A 19,311-nucleotide genomic window follows, 5' to 3' on the forward strand; every position below is an offset into this window, starting at 1 on the left:
TGGGTTTCACTTTTCGTATATTTTCTTATAAATTACGGATTTATTGATGCCGTCGGATTAGATTTAATTTATACGCCAGTATTCATTGGGACGGTCGGATGTCTGATTCTGCCAATCAAATCCGTGATCTTAAGGATATTGATTGCTGTCGCCTACGGGCCAACATCGCTAGTTTTACTTCTTGCTTTTCACCTTAGTGTTGGATGTATGCTTATCGGGTTTTGCGTATAGAGAATTAGAAAGTTCCTGCGCGAGCCTGAACGGCTTGCCTACGTTGTGCACCGAACGGACGACTTTCATAAATTTGTCGGCAGAATCGCACTTGCCGGCTTGAACGAGTTTCTGTACCGATCGGTTTGCAGTTGACCGATAGGTACAGAGAGGTCCCGCCATGTCACGCCCCCCGCTTCCGCCCTTCACCGACGAAACCGCTGCGCAGAAGGCGCGCATGGCGGAGGACGCCTGGAACAGCCGCGACCCGGAGCGCGTCGCCCTTGCCTACACGCCGGACAGCGTCTGGCGGAACCGCGCCGAGTTCGTCCGGGGACGCGAGGAGATCGCGGCCTTCCTGCGCCGCAAGTGGGCGCGTGAGTTGGAGTACCGGCTGATCAAGGAAGTCTGGGCGCACCAGGGCAACCGGATCGCCGTGCGCTTCGCCTACGAGTGGCGCGACGACAGCGGCCAGTGGTTCCGTTCCTACGGTAACGAGAACTGGGAGTTCGATGAGGCGGGCCTGATGCGCCACCGGATCGCCTCCATCAACGATCTGCCGATCGCCGAAGCCGACCGGAAGTATCACTGGCCGCTCGGCCGCCGTCCCGACGACCACCCGTCCTTGAGCGATCTGGGGCTGTAGGGCGTGGCCCGTACCGTCGCCGAACGCTCCGACGTGTTGCCGCTGCTCGCGGAGGTGTTTCGCGAGCACGGCTACGAGGGCGCGAGCCTGTCGCTGATCTCGAAGGCGACGGGGCTCGGCAAGGGCAGCCTCTACCACTTCTTTCCCGGCGGGAAGGAGGAGATGGCAGGCGCCGTGCTCGCCGAGATCGACGGCTGGTTCGAGGCCAACGTCTTCCGCCCCCTGCGGGAGGCGGAAGACCCGGCGGCGGCCGTGGCGGCGATGTTTGCGACGGTCGCCGACTATTTCCGCTCCGGCCGCCGGGTCTGCCTCGTCGGGGCCCTGAGCCTAAGCGATGCCCGCGACCGTTTCGCGGGCCGTCTTCGGGATTACTTCGCCCGCTGGGTCGAAGCCCTCGCCGCGGCTTTGGGTCGGGCGGGTCATTCCTCGGTGTCGGCGGGCGAGCTTGCCGAAGAGGTCGTCGGCGGCATCCAGGGGGCGGTGGTGCTGACCCGCGCCCTCGACCGGCCGGAGGTGTTCGAGCGGATCCTGGCCGGATTACGGGTGCGGTGCCTTGCCCGACCCTGAGCGGTTTCAGCTCAGCGCGCGCAGCCGGCCAGGGCACTGTAACCGGAATAGACCACCCGGACCTTGCGGGCGCAGGTCTCGGCGGCGGGCATGGCGGCGACCGGCGCGATCTCGACGGGGGTGACCGCCACCGTCTTCTCGACGATGCCGCTGCCATCCTGCGTGGCGAAAGCGTTCGAAGCGCCCATCATGAGCGACGTGGTGGCGAGCGAGGCCGCGACGAGGGCGGCGAAAACAGTCAAACCCGTGCGCATGATCTGTCCGAAAGTGTTAACCGCTCGCCGAGAGGGCCGGAGCGTGGCTGTTCATTTGCCGTCTTAACTTGGCAGAAACCTTTGCCGTTCCCGCGATGCGGCCGCGTCCGGTAAAAAGATGTGCCGGGGCGCACCGGGGCCTCGCCACCGGCCCCGTTCGGCCCTCGGCCTCGCAAATGCCCGCCGGCGCCCCATATGAAGGAGACCCTCCGCGCAATCCCGTGCTTTGGGCGTTTTTGCGGAGACCGATATGGCTTATTCTTCGGATAAGGGCGGCGCACGCCCCGTGTCAGCGACCGACTTCAACGACCGCGTGAAGCAGTTGCTGGCGGACAAGCCGGCAATCCAGGCGGTGCCGAAGGACCGGACGGCCAAGCGGAACTTCACCCGCTCCGCGCCCCGGGCCTAGACCGATGACAGGGGGCGGCCCCGGCAGCGAGTTTGCTTGACACCCCGCCCCCCGCTCTTAAACGGTCCGGCACCTTCCCTCCTGTCGGACCTTCCATGCCGAGTGACGCCGACCTTTCGCCCACACGCTCGTTCCAGGGCCTGATCCTCACCCTGCAGCGCTTCTGGGCGGCCAAGGGCTGCGTGATCCTCCAGCCCTACGACATGGAGGTCGGCGCCGGCACCTTCCATCCGGCCACGACCCTGCGGGCCCTCGGCCCGAAGCCGTGGAAAGCGGCCTATGTGCAGCCCTCGCGGCGGCCGAAAGACGGGCGCTACGGCGAGAACCCGAACCGGCTGCAGCACTACTACCAGTTTCAGGTGATCCTGAAGCCGAACCCGCCGAACCTCCAAGAGCTGTACCTCGCCTCGCTGGAGGCGATCGGCGTCGATCTCAAGCTCCACGACATCCGCTTCGTTGAGGACGATTGGGAGAGCCCGACGCTCGGCGCCTGGGGCCTGGGCTGGGAGTGCTGGTGCGACGGGATGGAGGTGAGCCAGTTCACCTACTTCCAGCAGGTCGCCGGATTCGAATGCGCCCCGGTGGCCGGCGAGCTGACCTACGGTCTGGAACGCCTCGCGATGTACGTGCAGGGCGTCGAGAACGTCTACGATCTCAATTTCAACGGCGGCGAGGGTGACGAGAAGGTCACCTACGGCGACGTCTTCCTCCAGGCCGAGCAGGAATATTCGCGGCACAACTTCGAGGCCGCGGACACGGCGATGCTGTTCCGCCACTTCGCCGATGCGGAGAAGACCTGCCGCCTCTATCTCGAAGCCGGAGCCCCCGAGAGCGAGGGCGCGCGCCACCGCATCGTGCAGCCGGCCTACGACCAGTGCATCAAGGCGAGCCACGTCTTCAACCTGCTCGACGCCCGCGGCGTGATCTCGGTCACCGAGCGTCAGAGCTACATTCTGCGCGTGCGCGAACTGGCCAAGGCCTGCGGCGCCGCATGGTTGAAGACAGAGGCCGGCGGCCACGCCGCAGCCGCCTGAACGATGCGCCGCCGCGCCGTCCTCGCCCTCACCCTCGGGCTGCTCGTCGGCCCCGCCTTCGCGCAATCCGCGACCGACCCGGTGGAGACCGTGCGGGTCTTCTACGCGGCGGACGACATCAACGCGGTGCGCTTCTACGCCAAATCCCTACGCGCGCTCTACGAGCGCGACCAGCGCGAGGCCAAGGGCGAGGTCGGGCGGCTCGGTTTCGCCTTTCACGTTAACGGCCAGGACACCGAGCCGGGTTTCGCCAAGTCGCTGGCGCTCGCCCCGCTCTCGAACGACGGCGAGCGGGCCGAGGTGCGGGCGACTTTCCGCAACGGCGGGCCGCAGGAACTGCGCTACAACCTCGTACGCGAGGCCGGCGCATGGAAGATCGCCAACGTTCGCTCGCTGAAGGGCGAGACCTGGGATCTCGTCGCGATCCTGTCGGCGCCGCTGCCCTAGAGCCGTATCCGACCCCATTGCATCAGGCCGGCGTCTCTAGGTTTCTGTTTCAACACGCTTTCTTTCGCCGAACCGGTGTCCACTTCGTCGGAAAGCGCTTGAGCGCGTGGCCGCGCAGCGAACCGTCCCGTCATCGAAGCGACATCGGACGGGCGTAGGCGCGCCGCCTCACGAAGGTGGATGAGACGCGCCCGATGTCCGACACGCCCGACGCCCCGACCCTCGATGCGGTGATCGCGCAGCGCTTCTCCCGGCGCGACCTGATGCGTGGCTCGCTCGCCGCCGCACTCGCCGCCGGAATCGCACCGCAGACCGTCGCGGCTCCCGCCGAGGCCTCCGCCTTCGACTTCCCCGAACTCGCCGCCGGAATCGATGAGCACCTGCACGTGGCCGAGGGCTACGAGGCGAAACCCTTGATGCGCTGGGGCGACCCGCTGTTTCCCGAGGCGCCGGCCTTCGATCCGCAAAAGCAGAGCGCGCGGGCTCAGGAGCGCCAGTTCGGCTACAACAACGACTTCGTCGGCTTCATCCCGCTCGACAAAGACGGCCGGCGTGGCCTGCTCGTGGTCAATCACGAATACACCAATGCCGAGCTGATGTTTCCCGGCCTCGGGGCCGCCGACCGCAAGGGCGTGATCGCCGCCCTGAGCCCGGAACAGGTTGCGATCGAGATGGCCGCCCATGGCGGCTCGGTGGTCGAGATCGTCCGCGAGACGGAAGGCTGGCGCCCGGTGATCGGCTCGCCCTACACGCGGCGCATCACGGCGGAGACGCCGATCGCCCTCACCGGCCCGGCGGCGGGTCATCCCCGCCTCATGACCGAGGCCGACCCGAGCGGCCGGCGCGTGCTCGGCATGATCAATAACTGCTCGGGCGGTGTCACGCCCTGGGGCACGTGGCTCTCGGGCGAGGAGAACATCAACTACTACTTCTCCGGAGCTCTCCCTGCCGGACATGCGGAGGCCGGCAACGCGAAGGCGATCGGCCTGGGCAGCCCGCAATATGCCTGGAGCCGCTTCCATCCGCGCTTCGATCTCGCGCAGGCGCCGAACGAGCCGAACCGGTTCGGCTGGGTGGTCGAGATCGACCCGTTCGATCCGGCCTCGACGCCGAAGAAGCGCACGGCGCTCGGCCGGTTCAAGCATGAAGGTGCGGCGGGCGCGCGTTCGCTCGACGGACGCTACGTCGTCTATCTCGGCGACGACGAGCGCTTCCAGCACGTCTACCGCTTCGTCAGCGAGGGCCGGGTGCAGGCCGAGCGCGCGGCCAACGCCGACCTTCTCGATTCCGGCACGCTCAGCGTCGCCCGGTTCGAGCCCGACGGCACCGGCCGCTGGCTGCCGTTGGTGCACGGCGCGAACGGGCTCGATGCGAGCAACGGTTTCGCTGGCCAGGCCGACGTGCTGATCGAGACCCGCCGCGCCGCCAAGAGCCTCGGCGCCACACCGATGGATCGGCCCGAGGACATCGAGGCGAACCCGCGCACCGGCCGCGTCTACGTAATGCTGACCAACAACGGGAAGCGCACCGCCGATCAAGAGGAGCCCGCCAACCCGCGCGGCCCCAACGCCTTCGGCCACGTCATCGAGATCACCCCCGACGGCACCGACCACGCGGCCGCGATCTTCCGCTGGGAGGTGCTGGTGCGCTGCGGCGACCCGGCCAAGCCCGAGGTGAAGGCGAGCTTTTCCGCGCTCACCACGGAGAACGGGTGGTTCGGGATGCCCGACAACTGCACCGTCGACGGGCGCGGCCGCCTCTGGATCGCCACCGACGGCAACAACCGCCGTGCCACCGGCCGGGCCGATGGCATCTGGGCGGTGGAAACGGAAGGCCCGCGCCGGGGCACCGCGCGCCACTTCCTGCGGGTGCCGGTGGGCGCCGAGATATGCGGCCCCTGCTTCACCCCCGACGACGAGACCTTCTTCGTCGCCGTCCAGCATCCCGGCGAGCCCGACGAGGAGGGCGCCCTCGGCTCCTACGAGAAGCCCTCGACCCGCTGGCCGGATTTTTCACCCGACCTGCCGCCGCGGCCCTCCGTTGTGGCGGTGCGGCGGACGGGGGGCGGACGGATCGGCTGACGGGACTTTCATCCCGAGGAGACGCCGAATCGATCCGGAGAAACCGCGTCCTTGGACTGCTTCGCCGACGCGCGCGATGACGATGGGGCGGCGGTGACAGATGGGGACCATCTCCCGTCTCGACGCGGCCCGAGCGGGCGGCTATTCCCGCGCGCATGCCTGACCTTCTGCTCGAACTCCGCTCCGAAGAGATCCCCGCGCGCATGCAGCGGCGTGCGGCCGAGGATCTGAAGAAGCTCGTCACCGACGCGCTGGTCGAGCGCGGTTTCCTCTACGAGGGCGCAAAGGCCTTCGCGACGCCGCGGCGGCTGGCGCTGCACGTCGCCGGGCTGCCCGCCCGCTGCGAGGCGGTGCGCGAGGAGCGGCGCGGCCCCCGTGTCGGCGCGCCGGAAGCCGCCGTGCAAGGCTTCCTGAAGAGCGCGGGGCTCGCGAGCCTCGATCAGGCCACCACCGTCACCGATCCGAAGAAGGGGGAGTTCTACCTCGCGGTGATCGAGCGGCCCGGCCGCGAGACGCTCGACGTGCTCGCCGAGATCCTGCCGGGCATCATCAAGAGCTTCCCCTGGCCAAAATCGATGCGCTGGGGCGCGGCCTCGGCCCAGCCCGGCTCCCTGCGCTGGGTGCGCCCGCTGCAATCGATCGTCGCCACCTTCGGCCCCGAGACCGAGACGCCGGAGGTCGTGCCGTTCTCGGTGGATGGCATCACCGCCGGCACGGTCACGAGCGGCCACCGCTTCCTCGCGCCCGAACCCTTCGAGGTGCGCCGCTTCGACGATTACGTGCAGGCGCTGGAGCGCGCCGACGTGATCCTCGATGCCGACCGGCGCAAGGACATCATCCTGCACGACGCGAAGGATCTCGCCTTCGCCCGCGGCCTCGACCTCGTGGAGGACGAAGGTCTGCTAGAAGAGGTGGCCGGGCTGGTGGAACGGCCCGTGGTGCTGATGGGCTCGTTCGAGGAGCGCTTCCTGGAGATCCCGGCCGAGGCGATCCGGGCGACGATCCGCGCCAACCAGAAGTGCTTCGTGCTGCGCAAATCCGGCTCGGACGAGCTGGCGCCGGCCTTCGTCCTGGTCTCGAACCTCATCGCCTCCGATGGCGGCGCGGCGATCACCGCCGGCAACGAGCGCGTGGTGCGGGCCCGGCTCTCGGACGCACGCTTCTTCTGGGAGACCGACAAAGCGACGAAGCTGGAGGACCGCCTCCCCAAGCTCGATTCGATCGTCTTCCACGAGAAGCTCGGCACGCAAGGCGAGCGCGTCGCCCGCATCGCTGCGCTCGCGAAGGAAATCGCCCCGCTGGTCGGGGCCGACCCGGCTTTGGCCGAGCGCGCGGCCCGGCTCGCCAAGGCCGATCTCGTCACCGAGATGGTCGGCGAGTTTCCGGAATTGCAGGGCCTGATGGGCCGCAAATACGCGGCGCTTCAGGGCGAGCACGACAGCGTCGCCGCGGCGATCGAGGAGCACTACAAGCCGGTGGGTCCGAGCGACCGCGTGCCGACCGATCCGGTCTCCATCGCCGTGGCGCTCGCCGACAAGCTCGATACGCTCGCAGGCTTCTGGTCGATCGACGAGAAGCCGACCGGCAGCAAGGATCCGTTCGCGTTGCGGCGGGCGGCTTTGGGCGTGATCCGCGCCGTGATCGAACGGTCGCTGCGGCTGTCGCTGGCCTCCCTTCTGAAAGGCCGTTTCGCAAGCGGAAGCGACGAGCGCACGGCGGATCTCCTCGCCTTCTTCGCCGATCGTCTCAAGGTCTACCTGCGCGACCAGGGCGCTCGTCACGACCTGATCGACGCGGTGTTCGCCCTTCCCGGCCAGGACGATCTTTTGTTGGTCGTCCGGCGGGTCGAGGCGCTGGGCGCGTTCCTTGCCACCGATGACGGAAAAAACCTGCTCGCCGGCTACAAGCGTGCGGCCAACATCCTGCGCATCGAGGAGAAGAAGGACGGCGGCGCCTACGACGAGGCTCCCGATGCGGCGCTGGCCGCTTCCGGCCAGCCGGAGGAGCGGGCGCTCGCCGAGGCACTGGCGGCGGCCCGCCAGGAGGCTTCCGCGGCGGTGGCGGCCGAGGATTTCGCCGGGGCGATGCGGGCGCTGTCGCGGCTGCGGGCGCCGGTGGACGCCTTCTTCGAAAAGGTCACCGTCAACGCCGACGACCCGGCCCTGCGCAAGAACCGGCTCCTGCTCCTCAACGCCCTGCGCGCGGCGACCCGCGAAGTGGCCGACTTCTCCCGCATCGAGGGCTGACGGGGCGGCCCGGCCTCCCTGGCTCGGCGGGGCGATCCGGGCTTCGCGGCGGCGTTCGCGCGTGAGCGTAACATTTCCGCCGCAAGCCGTGAGGCAATCCGGGAAAGACCCCTCAAGATCGAGAGCTGTGGCTCCGCGGCAATCGTCGGTTGCCCTGGAACATGCTTCAGACTGGGGTTCGTTCCACCCGGAGCGCCTTCCGTCGAAGTGGTTGCCGGTTCGGCGAAGGAAGGCGCATCACAATGAGGGTCCGGAGGCGCCGACCCGATGGAATCAGGTCGACATCTCTCATGTCGGTCGATGCCCGGTTTCGATCCTCTCGCCTTGATCGACGCGTGTTACGCGGCGGCCGTCGAACCCGAGACGTGGTCTGACGCGCTCGACGGGATCGCCGATGCGGTCGGGGCCCGCGGTGCGGTGATCGTCTCGCACGATCCCGCGCGCACGGCGCAGACGCTGGCCTCCGAGCGGATCGCCGACGTGAATCTCGATTACGGCGTCGGCGGCTGGTGGCAGCATGACACGCGCATCCGCCTCGGCCGGGAACGCGGCATCATGCGGCCGGGCATGGTCACGGTCGACGAGATGTACCTCACGGCGGAGGAGAAGCGCGCCGATCCGTTCTTCCAGCACTTCATCGACCGGCACCGCCTCGCCAATCTCTGCGCCTATGTCGGGGCCGATCCGATGGACCGCCACACCCTGTCGTTCAGCGCCTCGCGCGATGTGCGCAACGGGCCGTTCGAGGGCGCCGAGATCGAGCGGATGGGGCTCGTCGGCCCGCACGTCATCCGCGCCTTCCGGCTGACGGCGCTCGTCGGCGAGATGCGGCGCGAGGCGGAGGGTCTGACCTCCGCCCTGGAGCGGATGCGCGCCGGCATCGTCGTCCTCGATGTCCGCGGCCGTGTCCGGCTTGTCAGCCCCGTGGCGGAAAGGCTGGCGGCGGGCTACCTCGCCCTGCGCACCGGTGCCGAACCGGAGGCGGCGGAGCCCATCGACAGCGCGCGGTTCGGCCGCTTCCTGGCGGATGTTCTGCCGGAGCGCAGTTGGCCGCGACAGGAGACGATCCTCCTGCGCCGCCGGGGCGGCGGGCGCCCGCTCTATGTCGAGGCGCTCCCCTTGCGCGGCGCCGATCCGTTTCCGGTGGCCGGCGCCGGGCTCGGCGGCGGCGTGGTCCTACTCCTGCGCGACCTGCTCGCGCCGAGCACGCGCCCGATCGAGCCGCTGCTGGAACAGCTCGGCCTCACCCGGGCCGAGGCGCGGGTCGCGGCACTGGTCGGCCGGGGCGCGGCGCCGCGGGAGGTGGCCGAGCAACTCGCCGTCGGCGAGAGCACGGTCCGCAGCCAGCTCAAGGCGGTCTACGGCAAGCTGGCGATCCGTCGGCAGAGCGAGCTGGCGGTCTTCATCACCCGTCTCGACAGCCTCTGACCACCGGATCTCTTATTCCGGCTCGTCCCGGCGCAGGCGCAGTTCGGGCGCGGGCAGCTCCGGTTCGGCGACCGGCGTGCCCTGGCTCTCCGAGCGGCTCGAATCCACGAACAGCCGCGCCTCGCCCTCGCGCACGCCGAGGCTGCGCAGGGCGTAGGTCATCATGCCGAGCGCCAGTTCCCGCTCGGCCATGAGGACGAGGCCGACGCCGTCCTCCTCCAACCGGCGGCGCTCGCTGTCGCTATGGGTTCGCACCACGCTGTCGATGCTGGGATTGGTCGCCCGTGCCTTGGTGAGCAGCCGGCGCGCCTGATGCGGGTCGGGCGTCGCGACGACGACGAGGCGGGCGGAGCCGATATCGGCGGCCTCCAGGATGCCGGGCGCCGTGGCGTCCCCGAACACCGCCGGCACGCCCTGGGCGCGCAACTCCTCGACCCGCCGCCGGTCGCGCTCCACCACCACGAAGGGCAGGTTCCAATCCTCTAACGCCTTGCCGATGGCGCTGCCGACACGGCCGTAGCCGATGATCACCGCGTGGCCGCTCATGCCGGGCGCGGATGCGTTGACCGGCAGCGGAGCGGCGGCGCGGCGCTCCAGGCGGCGGCGCAGCTCCGGCCGCTCGCCGAGCCAGCGCGACACCCGGCCGGCCAGTGCGAAGAACAGCGGGTTGAGGGTGATCGACAGCAGCGCGCCGCCGAGGATCAGGTCGCGCCCCTCCTCCGGCAGCAGCTTCAGCGAAATGCCGAGACCGGCCAGGATGAAGGAGAACTCGCCGATCTGCGCGAGGCTCGCGGCGATGGTCAGCGCCGTGCCGACGGGGTGACCGAAGGCGAGCACGATGGCGATGGCCGCCACCGACTTGCCGAGCACGATGACGCCGACCACGCCGAGGATCGAGAGCGGCTCGCGCAGGACGATGCCGGGATCGAACAGCATGCCGACCGAGACGAAGAACAGCACCGCGAAGGCGTCCTGCAACGGCAGGGAATCGGCCGCCGCCTGATGGCTGAGGTCCGATTCGGCGAGCACCATCCCGGCGAAGAACGCGCCGAGGGCGAAGGACACGCCGAACAGCTCGGACGAGGCGAAGGCAATACCGACGGCGCTCGCCAGCACGGCCAGGGTGAACAGCTCGCGCGAGCCGGTGCGGGCCGCCAGACCCAGCAGGTAGGGAATGAGGCGCCGCCCGCCGACGAGCATCACGGCGATGAACACGCCGACCTTGGCGAGCGTCAGCCCGAGCGTCACCCACAGGCCGTGCTCCGGCGGCCCGTGATGGCCGGCGGCCTGCATCGCCTCGCCGCCGAGCGAGGGCGCCAGCGCCGGCAGCAGCACCAGGGCCACCACCATGGCGAGATCCTCGACGATCAGCCAGCCGACGGCGATGCGGCCCTTGTCCGAGTCGAGAAGCCCCTGCCCTTCGAGCGCCCGCAGCAGCACGACGGTGCTCGCCACCGAGAGCGCCAGCCCGAAGACGAGGCCCGCCCCGGCCCCCCAGCCGAAGCCCCAGGCGAGACCCGCGCCCATGGCGGTCGCCACCGTGATCTGCACGATCGCACCGGGCAGGGCGATGGTGCGGACCGCGAGCAGGTCGCCGATGGAGAAGTGGAGCCCAACGCCGAACATCAGCAGGATGACGCCGAGTTCGGCGAGCTGGCTCGCCAAAGCCGGATCGCCGACGAAACCCGGCGTGAACGGGCCGATGGCGATGCCGGCGACGAGGTAGCCGACGAGCGGGGGAAGCCGCATCCGCTGGGCCAGCATGCCGCCGATGAACGCGCAGACCAGCCCCAGCGCGATGATCGAAATGAGATCGGTGGCGTGTTGCAACGCGCTTCTATCCTCCTGGGGCAGGAGCCGGCCCCAGGATCAGATAAGGCAAATCACGGTCCCGTGTCCGCAACAGCGATGCAGTGCGTGCACGGTTCCTGTCGATCCCTCACACCTTCATGCCCTCACGCCTTCATGCGGACATAGGTGCCCGGTGCCGGCGCCAGGGAAGGCAGCGCCCCCGTTCCGGGAATGCGGGCGGGCACGCGCTCGGGTGCCTGCTCCTCGAGCCACTTGTACCAGTAGGGCCACCACGAGCCCGGATGCTCCGTCGCCGCCGCGACCCAATCCTCGAACCGGCCTCGGGCCGGGCCGCCGGTGCGAAAGCCGTATTTGGCCTTGGGGCCCGGCGGGGCGACGACGCCGGCGATGTGGCCCGAGCCCGCCAGCACGTAATCGACCTTGCCGCCGAACTTGGTCGACCCTTCGAAGACCGAGAGCGCCGGGGCGATATGGTCCTCGCGGGTCGCGAGGTTGAAGACCGGCACCTTCACCTTCTTGAGGTCGAGGCGCACGTTGCCGAGCACCATCTGCCCCTTGGCGAGCGTGTTGTTGAGGTAGCAATTGCGCAGGTAGAACGAGTGGTTGGCCGCGGGCATCCGCGTGGCGTCCGCGTTCCAGTAGAGAAGGTCGAAGGCGGCCGGCGCCTTGCCGCGCACGTAGTTGTTGACGACGTAGGACCAGATCAGGTCGTTGGGCCTGAGCATGTTGAAGGCGTTGGCCATGCGCGCGCCCTCCAGGTAGCCGTGCTCGGCCATCCGCTCCTCGATCGCCTTGATCTGCCCCTCGTCAGCGAAGACCTTGAGATCGCCCGCATGGGTGAAATCGACCTGCGTGGTGAGGAAGGTCGCGCTCTTGATGCGCCGGTTGCCGGTCGCCGCCTGGTAGGCCAGCGTGACGGCGAGCAGCGTGCCGCCCACGCAGTAGCCTGCCGCGGCGACATCGGTCTCGCCGGTCGCCACGCCGATCATGTCGATGGCGGTCTCGATGCCTTCCCGCATGTAGGACTCGAAGTCCTTGTCGCGGTGGCGCTCGTCCGGGTTCACCCAGGAGATCACGAACACCGTGATCCCTTGAGACACCATCCAGCCGATGAGGCTCTTCTGCGGGTTGAGATCGAGGATGTAGAACTTGTTGATCCAGGGCGGCACGATCAGCAGCGGACGCTTCAGCACCGTCTCAGTCGTGGGCGCGTACTGGATCAACTCCATCAGATCGTTGCGGAAGATGACCTCGCCGGGGGTCACCGCCACGTCCTTGCCGAAGGTGAAGGCGGACAGGTCCGTCTGCCGCACCCGGAGCTGACCGCCGCCGGCTTCCAGATCCTCCTGCAGCATCTTCATGCCGCGCATCAGGTTGGCGCCCCCCTCCTCCAGCGTCTGGCGCAAGAGTTCGGGGTTCGTCATCACGAAGTTCGAGGGCGAGTAGGCCGAGAGGAGCTGGCGCAGGTAGAACTCCGCCTTGTGGCGGGTGTGCTCATCGATGCCTTCGGCCGTCTCGACCATCTCCTCGGCCCAGCGGCCAAGGAGCAGGTAGCTCTGCTTGATCAGGTCGAAGACCGGGTTCGCGCTCCAATCGGCATGGGCGAAGCGCTTGTCCGTCGGCGGGGGCTGGACGACCGGCTCGGCGACGGCCCCCTGCATCCGGGTCAGGGTCGAGGCCCAGAGCGCGGCGAAGGACTGGCCGAGCTTGGTCTGGGCCTGGAGCGCCTTCTCGGGATCCTTCAGCCACGTCTCCGCGACCCGCGTGAGGGTGCGAGTCATCTCGTCGATCTCGCTGGCGCCCTGGAGCTGCGCGCCCGGGAGCAGGGCTCCCTGGCCCGCGGGCTCGAACGGCTTCAGCGAGGCGGCGGCCGATTGCCGGAACACCTCCGCGAGCTGATTCGCGTTGCGCGCGATGGTCTCGAAATCCGGCGCTGCCGGGTTCGTCCGCTCGGTGCCCACGCGACACGTCCTCCCAAAGGTCCGCCCGCATCCCGCCCCATGGGACGGCCCGAGCCTCGTTTCCGACAAATTAACGCTCCACCCAGCAGAAGTCGCCCATCCCAGACTCCATTTTCAGACCGTTGTCATGAACGTGCGCCGCACCGTCCGCGCCATCGCCATCGCCTTGCCGGTTTTCGCCGCCGCGGCGTCGACCGGCGGCTGCTCCGGCGACGTGAATCCGCTGAAGGCGGCGATGGTCGGTGCGGGCTCCGGCATCAAGCCGGTGGAGGCGCCCGATTTCGTGGCGCAATCCCGCAAGAGCGATGCGAGCTACATGCCGGTGGGCGAATCGGCGCCCCGGCGTGTCATCCGCGCCCGCAATTCGGCCGGACAGAGCGCCCTGCAGGCCGAGCTGGAAGGCGCACGCAACCGCAACGAGTCCAAAGGGCGCGCGGCGGAAGGGGCGGCCAAGAATGCCGCGCAGGGGCTCGCGCCCAACCCGGTGGAGTGATCGTTCCACCCCGATCGCGGCGGGGCCTCGCGATGTTGATTTTTAAGTCGGCGCGCGAACGCGTCGATGGTAAACAGGCAGGCTCCTCACCGCCGACGCATCCTCGCGGGAGGATCAGTTCCGCGACACCGGACAGACCAACGCCATGACCGATTTCCACCGCATCAAGCGCCTTCCGCCTTACGTCTTCGAGCAGGTGAACCGGATCAAGGCCGCCGCCCGAGCCCGCGGCGCCGACATCATCGATCTCGGCATGGGCAATCCCGATCTCGACGCGCCGCGCCACGTCATCGAGAAGCTCGTCGAGACCGCCGGCAAGCCGCGCACCGACCGCTACTCCGCCTCCAAGGGCATTGCCGGCCTGCGCCGCGCCCAGGCCGGCTACTACCAGCGCCGCTTCGGGGTGAGCCTCAACCCGGACACGCAGGTGGTGGCGACGCTCGGCTCGAAGGAGGGCTTCGCCAACATGGCCCAGGCGATCACCGCGCCCGGCGACGTGGTGCTGGTGCCGAACCCGAGCTACCCGATCCACGCCTTCGGCTTCCTGATGGCGGGCGGCGTGATCCGCTCCGTGCCCGCCGAGCCGACCCCGGCGATGCTTCCCGGCCCTGGAAAAGGCGGTCGTCCACTCGATCCCGAAGCCGGTGGCGCTCGTCGTCTGCTACCCCTCGAACCCGACGGCCTACGTCGCGAGCCTCGACTTCTACCGGGATCTCGTCGCCTTCGCGAAGAAGCACGAACTGATCCTGCTCTCGGATCTCGCCTATGCCGAGGTTTATTTCGACGACAACAACCCGCCGCCCTCCGTGCTGCAGGTGCCGGGCGCGATCGATTGCACCGTGGAGTTCACCTCGCTGTCGAAGACCTTCTCGATGGCGGGCTGGCGCATGGGCTTCGCCGTCGGCAACGAGCGCCTGCTCGCGGCGCTGACGCGGGTGAAGTCCTACCTCGATTACGGTGCCTTCACGCCGATCCAAGTGGCGGCCACCGCTGCGCTCAACGGACCGGACGACTGCATCAAGGAGATGCGCGCGACCTACAAGAAGCGCCGCGACGCCCTGGTCGAGTCCTTCGGCAAGGCCGGCTGGAAGCTGCCGACGCCCGAAGCCTCGATGTTCGCCTGGGTGCCGATCCCGGAAAAATTCCGGGAGCTCGGCAGCCTGGAATTCTCCAAGCTGCTTCTGGAAAAATCGGATGTCGCCGTGGCGCCGGGGATCGGCTTTGGCGAGCACGGGGACGACTATGTCCGCATCGCGCTCGTCGAGAACGAGCAGCGCATCCGGCAGGCGGCCCGCAACGTCCGCCGCTTCTTCGACAACGCCGACCGCACGCTCCACAACGTCGTGCCGTTGCAGAAGGCGGTCTAGTATCGCGTAGCGCCGATCCCGGCTGATGGCGGGATCGGCGCGGCTGGATGAACCGCGCCGGACGTTGTTGCGGCGGGGCGACAGGGCCCGCGCAATCGGCCCTGTCCGGGCGGGCATCGGACCGGGGAAGCTTGTCAGCGGGCATCCGTATCCGCAGGGTCATGTCCGGTTTTGCCGCCGGGTCGTCCCGGCGGACGGACGCGTTTCGAGGTTCCGCATGCGCCGCCTGAAGCTCTTCGCCGCCCTGGCGCTCGCCGGCGCTGCCGCCGGAGCCTGCGCGCCCCACCCGATCCTGGCGCGCGATCCCGTACCCGCCCCCTCGCCCGAGGAGGCCTATTCCTGTAGCTCGACGCCGCTCCCGCTGAACGCCTACAAGTCCGATTGCAGCCCCGTGGTGCGCGAACCGCGCACCGTCCTGCAATCGAAGGGGTGAGGCGACGGTTGCGGAAGGCCGGGAACGCCGGGCCTTTCCACGTCAACGTTTCCTTGTCACGTTCCGGGGTCTGATCGCAGCCTCGAGACGTCAGCCCGAGCCGATCCCGATTGCGCTGCGATCCCGATCGGCTCATGTCCTATCTTGATGCGTTCTCACGGGTCGGAGCGGCCATCGCTTCGGTCGGAAGAGCGCCGACGACGGAGCAACCCGTGGCCCGTGCCCGCCTCCTCCTTGCCGCCTCCCTCTTCGGGCTCGCCGCCCAGGGGGCTTCCGCCCAGAACTTGCAGGATCGCCCCTACGGCGATGCGCGCGGGCCGACGGTGTACGAGGTCGATCCCGAGAGCGGCCGCTTCCGTGGCCCGCCGATCAGCACCGACGGTCAGGATCTGCGCGCCATCGGTGCCGTGCCGGTGCCGACCGTGATGAATGGCGGCGGTTTCGGCCCCACCGGCAACGACTATTACGGCAATGTGGTCGTCGCGACGCCGCAGGGCCCGCGCCGTGCCTCGGACGGCTACGTCCTGGCCCCCGCCTACCGGGCTCCGCCGTTGCGTTGAGGCGCCGGCCTCGGGGCGCGCGGTCGGCATGCCGGGCGCTCGGTTTTCTGCGCATGGGCCAGGGTTGCGCCCGGTCTCGGATCGAGACGTTTTCTCCCGAGCCGGCCGCCGCCGGTAAACGCGCTCGTGCGTCCGGCATTCGTCCGGCCGCACTGCTCTGACAGCGTGATTGCGGCCTGAATCCGGGGCGCGTGTCCCGAGAGCGCCCCGCCCCAACTTCGATGCGCCAAGTTCGATACCGTTTCGGCCCGTCTGGGGGCCGGACATCGATGATGATTTCCGAACGCCCGATCAACGCCCCCTGATCGTATCGGGTCCGCTTCTTCGCTTCCTTGCAGCGAACCGAAGATCGGCGATGCCGGCAAAGGCGTTGCTCGCGGCAGCAACCATCTCATCGGCGGCGATGAGCCCTTCCGCCTGGCGTCTGTGGAACCCGAAGCAAAGCCCGGCGGCCATCGAGGCCGACGGCTTTACGGGCTGAGCCGAGGCGGCGCGCGATCCGAGGTGCTCCCGGCCCTCCGATCTTCTGCGCCGACGCCAAAAATGGGCTGCCTCGAGATTGTCCGGACGGGGAGCGAAGGCAGCTTCTCCGAATGTCTGGCGCCGCAGCGATTGCACTGCAATAACGCGAAACTTGTCAGTATTCTGCGTATTGGCCGTTTCGAAAGGTTCTCAACGGCACGAGGCATTTGCGCTTGACGCCGAAGTTTGGCAATTAAGTTCAGCTTCTCAAGGGAGGGCGCCTGAAGCCGAGCAACGTCGCAGCAACGTTCGACGGCCATTCCGGCCGGGCTCGGCATACCACAATCAAAAATCAAGGACGCACGCATGACCGCACTTTTGCTGATCATCGTGGGCGGGCTCTGCGCCGTTGCCTACGGTGTCGTGACTATCCGTGACGTAATGCGACGCGATGCCGGCACCCAGCGCATGCAGGAGATCGCAGGCGCCATCGCCGAGGGCGCGCAGGCTTATCTCAGGCGCCAATACGCCACGATCGGGATCGTCGGCGTCGTCCTCTTCGTCCTTCTGGCCTACTTTCTCGGGATCAAGGTCGCCATCGGCTTCCTGATCGGCGCGGTGCTCTCGGGCGCGGCCGGCTTCATCGGCATGAACGTCTCGGTTCGTGCCAATGTCCGCACGGCGCAGGCCGCCACGCAGTCGCTCGGCGGCGGGCTGGAGGTCGCCTTCAAGTCCGGCGCGGTCACCGGCATGCTGGTGGCGGGCCTCGCGCTGCTCGGCGTAGCCCTCTACTACCTCTTCCTCACCCGCGGCGCCGGGCTGGCGCCGGGAAGCCGCGAAGTCATCGACTCGCTGGTGGCGCTCGGCTTCGGCGCCTCGCTGATCTCGATCTTCGCGCGGCTGGGCGGTGGCATCTTCACCAAGGGCGCCGATGTCGGCGGCGATCTCGTCGGCAAGGTCGAGGCCGGTATTCCCGAGGATGATCCGCGCAACCCCGCCACCATCGCCGACAACGTGGGCGACAACGTCGGCGACTGCGCCGGCATGGCCGCGGACCTGTTCGAGACCTACGCGGTGACCGTGGTCGCCACCATGGTGCTCGCCGCGATCTTCTTTGCGGGCAACGCGCCCGTGCTCGAAGCCATGATGATCTACCCGCTCGCCATCGGGGCGGCCTGCATCGTCACCTCGATCATCGGCACCTACGCGGTGAAGCTCGGTGCCAACCAGTCGATCATGGGCGCACTCTACAAGGGCCTGATCGCGGCGGGCGTGCTCTCGATCGTGGCCATCGCCGGCGTGAATCTCGCGCTGTTCGGCGGGTTCTCGACCACCTTCACGACGAATACCGGCCTGACCTTCTCCTCGGGCGCCCTGTTCGGATGCGCGGTGCTCGGCCTCGTCATCACCGCGCTGATCGTCGTCATCACCGAGTACTACACCGGCACGAACTTCCGCCCGGTGAAGTCGATCGCCACCGCCTCCGTCACCGGCCACGGCACCAACGTGATCCAGGGGCTCGCGATCTCGCTCGAATCGACGGCGCTGCCGGCCCTCGTCATCGTGGCGGGCATCATCTCCACCTACGCGCTGGCCGGGCTGTTCGGCATCGCCATCGCGGTCACGGCGATGCTGGCGCTCGCGGGCTTCATCGTCGCCCTCGATGCCTTCGGCCCGGTCACCGACAATGCCGGCGGCATCGCCGAGATGGCAGGCCTCCCCGCCGAGGTGCGCAAGGCGACCGACGCGCTCGATGCGGTCGGCAACACCACCAAGGCCGTCACCAAGGGCTACGCCATCGGCTCGGCTGGCCTCGGCGCCCTGGTGCTGTTTGCCGCCTACACCTCGGACCTGAACTACTTCATCGCCAATGCCAGCCCGACGCAGTACCGCTTCTTCCAAGGCGTGAGCGTCGATTTCTCCCTCTCCAACCCCTACGTCGTGGTGGGCCTCCTGCTCGGCGGCCTGATCCCGTTCCTGTTCGCGGGCATCGCCATGACGGCGGTGGGCCGCGCAGCCGGTGCGGTGGTCGAGGAGGTGCGGCGCCAGTTCCGCGCCAAGCCCGGCATCATGCAGGGGACCGACCGGCCGGATTACGGCCGAGCGGTGGACATGCTGACCCGGGCGGCGATCAAGGAGATGATCATCCCCTCGCTGCTGCCGGTGCTGTCGCCGATCGTGATCTTCTTCGTGATCCAGGCGATTGCGGGCAAGTCGCAGGCTTTCGCCACGGTCGGCGCCTCGCTGCTCGGCGTGATCCTGACCGGCCTCTACGTCGCGATCTCGATGACCTCGGGCGGCGGCGCCTGGGACAACGCCAAGAAGTACATCGAGGACGGCCACCACGGCGGCAAGGGCTCGGACGCGCACAAGGCGGCCGTGACCGGCGACACCGTCGGCGACCCCTACAAGGACACGGCGGGCCCCGCCGTGAACCCGGCGATCAAGATCACCAACATCATCGCCCTGTTGCTGCTCGCCGTGCTCGCCCACGCCTGAGCCCGGACATCGCAAAAAAAGAACCCGCCGCGGTCATCCGCGGCGGGTTCTTTTTTTTCAGGACTGAAATTCCAAGAAAATCAGTCGCAGTTCTCCTTGGTGACCGTCTTGCGGTCGCCCACATCGTTTTCCTTCGTCACCGTCTTGCTGGAGCATCCGTCCGAATGCTCTCGCCGCTCGACGGTGGTCGAGGAGCTGCTGGGCGAGCGATCCACCACGACCCGATCCGGCGCGTCGCGCTCGATCACGGTGGTCTGGGCCATGGCGCCCGAGGCCCCGGCGAGCGTCAGAACCGCGGCGGCGGCGAGAAGGGATTTGCGCATGACAATCCTCCGATTGGGATAAATCTGCGCCTGTAACGGCGAGCGAACCTGAACCGTTCCAGCGAACTTCAGGTCGGAA

General features: G+C 68.3%; 17 protein-coding genes and 1 pseudogene. 14 read left to right on the top strand and 4 right to left on the bottom strand.

The annotated features are described in order from the left end of the window. Positions 1-391: 391 nt before the first annotated feature. Positions 392-856, top strand: coding sequence for a nuclear transport factor 2 family protein (locus tag M2437_RS17845; protein WP_056456082.1), 465 nt, complete (start codon positions 392-394; stop codon positions 854-856). A 3-nt stretch (positions 857-859) separates the two neighbouring features. Beyond that, on the top strand, positions 860-1,423 hold the full coding sequence (locus M2437_RS17850) for a TetR/AcrR family transcriptional regulator (protein WP_253388235.1): 564 nt from the start codon (positions 860-862) through the stop codon (positions 1,421-1,423). An 11-nt stretch (positions 1,424-1,434) separates the two neighbouring features. Here the strand turns inward: M2437_RS17850 and M2437_RS17855 are convergent, their stop codons facing one another. Beyond that, on the bottom strand, positions 1,435-1,677 hold the full coding sequence (locus M2437_RS17855) for a hypothetical protein (RefSeq protein WP_253388236.1): 243 nt from the start codon (positions 1,675-1,677) through the stop codon (positions 1,435-1,437). A 286-nt stretch (positions 1,678-1,963) separates the two neighbouring features. Here M2437_RS17855 and M2437_RS17860 point away from each other — a divergent pair, with 286 nt between their 5' ends. The 6 genes from M2437_RS17860 to M2437_RS17885 all read left to right on the top strand — a co-directional run bounded on the left by M2437_RS17860 (position 1,964) and on the right by M2437_RS17885 (position 9,322). Continuing rightward, a complete protein-coding gene (locus M2437_RS17860; protein ID WP_256371246.1) occupies positions 1,964-2,086 on the top strand; it encodes a hypothetical protein in 123 nt (40 codons plus the stop codon). Between the two features lie 95 nt (positions 2,087-2,181). Then, positions 2,182-3,120 carry a glycine--tRNA ligase subunit alpha gene (locus M2437_RS17865; RefSeq protein WP_253388237.1) on the top strand — a complete coding sequence of 313 codons (939 nt, stop codon included), beginning with the start codon at positions 2,182-2,184 and terminating at the stop codon, positions 3,118-3,120. A 3-nt stretch (positions 3,121-3,123) separates the two neighbouring features. Next, positions 3,124-3,567 carry a DUF3828 domain-containing protein gene (locus tag M2437_RS17870; protein WP_253388238.1) on the top strand — a complete coding sequence of 148 codons (444 nt, stop codon included), beginning with the start codon at positions 3,124-3,126 and terminating at the stop codon, positions 3,565-3,567. A 194-nt stretch (positions 3,568-3,761) separates the two neighbouring features. Beyond that, positions 3,762-5,648 carry a PhoX family protein gene (locus tag M2437_RS17875; protein WP_253388239.1) on the top strand — a complete coding sequence of 629 codons (1,887 nt, stop codon included), beginning with the start codon at positions 3,762-3,764 and terminating at the stop codon, positions 5,646-5,648. Between the two features lie 155 nt (positions 5,649-5,803). Continuing rightward, entirely contained in the window at positions 5,804-7,894 is a 2,091-nt protein-coding gene (gene glyS, locus M2437_RS17880) for a glycine--tRNA ligase subunit beta (protein ID WP_253388240.1), read from the top strand. 324 nt (positions 7,895-8,218) lie between these two features. After that, the gene (locus tag M2437_RS17885; RefSeq protein WP_244426791.1) at positions 8,219-9,322 is read left to right on the top strand and encodes a helix-turn-helix transcriptional regulator; all 1,104 of its coding nucleotides are present in this window, start codon (positions 8,219-8,221) and stop codon (positions 9,320-9,322) included. A 12-nt stretch (positions 9,323-9,334) separates the two neighbouring features. On the opposite strand, the gene M2437_RS17890 is transcribed toward M2437_RS17885, so the two are convergent. Continuing rightward, complete coding sequence (locus tag M2437_RS17890; RefSeq protein ID WP_253388241.1) at positions 9,335-11,152, bottom strand: cation:proton antiporter domain-containing protein; 1,818 nt, start codon at positions 11,150-11,152, stop codon at positions 9,335-9,337. A 125-nt stretch (positions 11,153-11,277) separates the two neighbouring features. After that, positions 11,278-13,095 carry a PHA/PHB synthase family protein gene (locus M2437_RS17895; protein WP_253388242.1) on the bottom strand — a complete coding sequence of 606 codons (1,818 nt, stop codon included), beginning with the start codon at positions 13,093-13,095 and terminating at the stop codon, positions 11,278-11,280. Positions 13,096-13,222: 127 nt separating this feature from the next. Between M2437_RS17895 and M2437_RS17900 the strand changes: the two genes are divergently transcribed. The 6 genes and pseudogenes from M2437_RS17900 (at position 13,223) to M2437_RS17925 (ending at position 18,909) form a co-directional block, all read left to right on the top strand. Then, a complete protein-coding gene (locus M2437_RS17900; protein WP_253388243.1) occupies positions 13,223-13,588 on the top strand; it encodes a hypothetical protein in 366 nt (121 codons plus the stop codon). Positions 13,589-13,733: 145 nt separating this feature from the next. Next, positions 13,734-14,955 (top strand): annotated as a pseudogene (locus tag M2437_RS17905) (LL-diaminopimelate aminotransferase). A gap of 217 nt (positions 14,956-15,172) precedes the next feature. Further along, positions 15,173-15,388 (top strand): hypothetical protein, encoded by a 216-nt coding sequence (locus tag M2437_RS17910; RefSeq protein WP_253388244.1) that lies wholly within the window; start codon positions 15,173-15,175, stop codon positions 15,386-15,388. Between the two features lie 212 nt (positions 15,389-15,600). Continuing rightward, entirely contained in the window at positions 15,601-15,948 is a 348-nt protein-coding gene (locus M2437_RS17915) for a hypothetical protein (RefSeq protein ID WP_253388245.1), read from the top strand. A 355-nt stretch (positions 15,949-16,303) separates the two neighbouring features. Continuing rightward, positions 16,304-16,429, top strand: coding sequence for a hypothetical protein (locus tag M2437_RS17920; protein WP_499006930.1), 126 nt, complete (start codon positions 16,304-16,306; stop codon positions 16,427-16,429). A gap of 347 nt (positions 16,430-16,776) precedes the next feature. Next, on the top strand, positions 16,777-18,909 hold the full coding sequence (locus M2437_RS17925) for a sodium-translocating pyrophosphatase (protein ID WP_012254400.1): 2,133 nt from the start codon (positions 16,777-16,779) through the stop codon (positions 18,907-18,909). Positions 18,910-18,989: 80 nt separating this feature from the next. Here M2437_RS17925 and M2437_RS17930 read toward each other — a convergent pair whose 3' ends face one another. After that, positions 18,990-19,232 (bottom strand): hypothetical protein, encoded by a 243-nt coding sequence (locus M2437_RS17930; RefSeq protein ID WP_015951539.1) that lies wholly within the window; start codon positions 19,230-19,232, stop codon positions 18,990-18,992. Positions 19,233-19,311 lie beyond the last annotated feature (79 nt).

Origin of the sequence: Methylorubrum pseudosasae (assembly GCF_029504475.1) — a bacterium.
GTDB classification, from domain to species: Bacteria; Pseudomonadota; Alphaproteobacteria; order Rhizobiales; family Beijerinckiaceae; genus Methylobacterium; species Methylobacterium extorquens.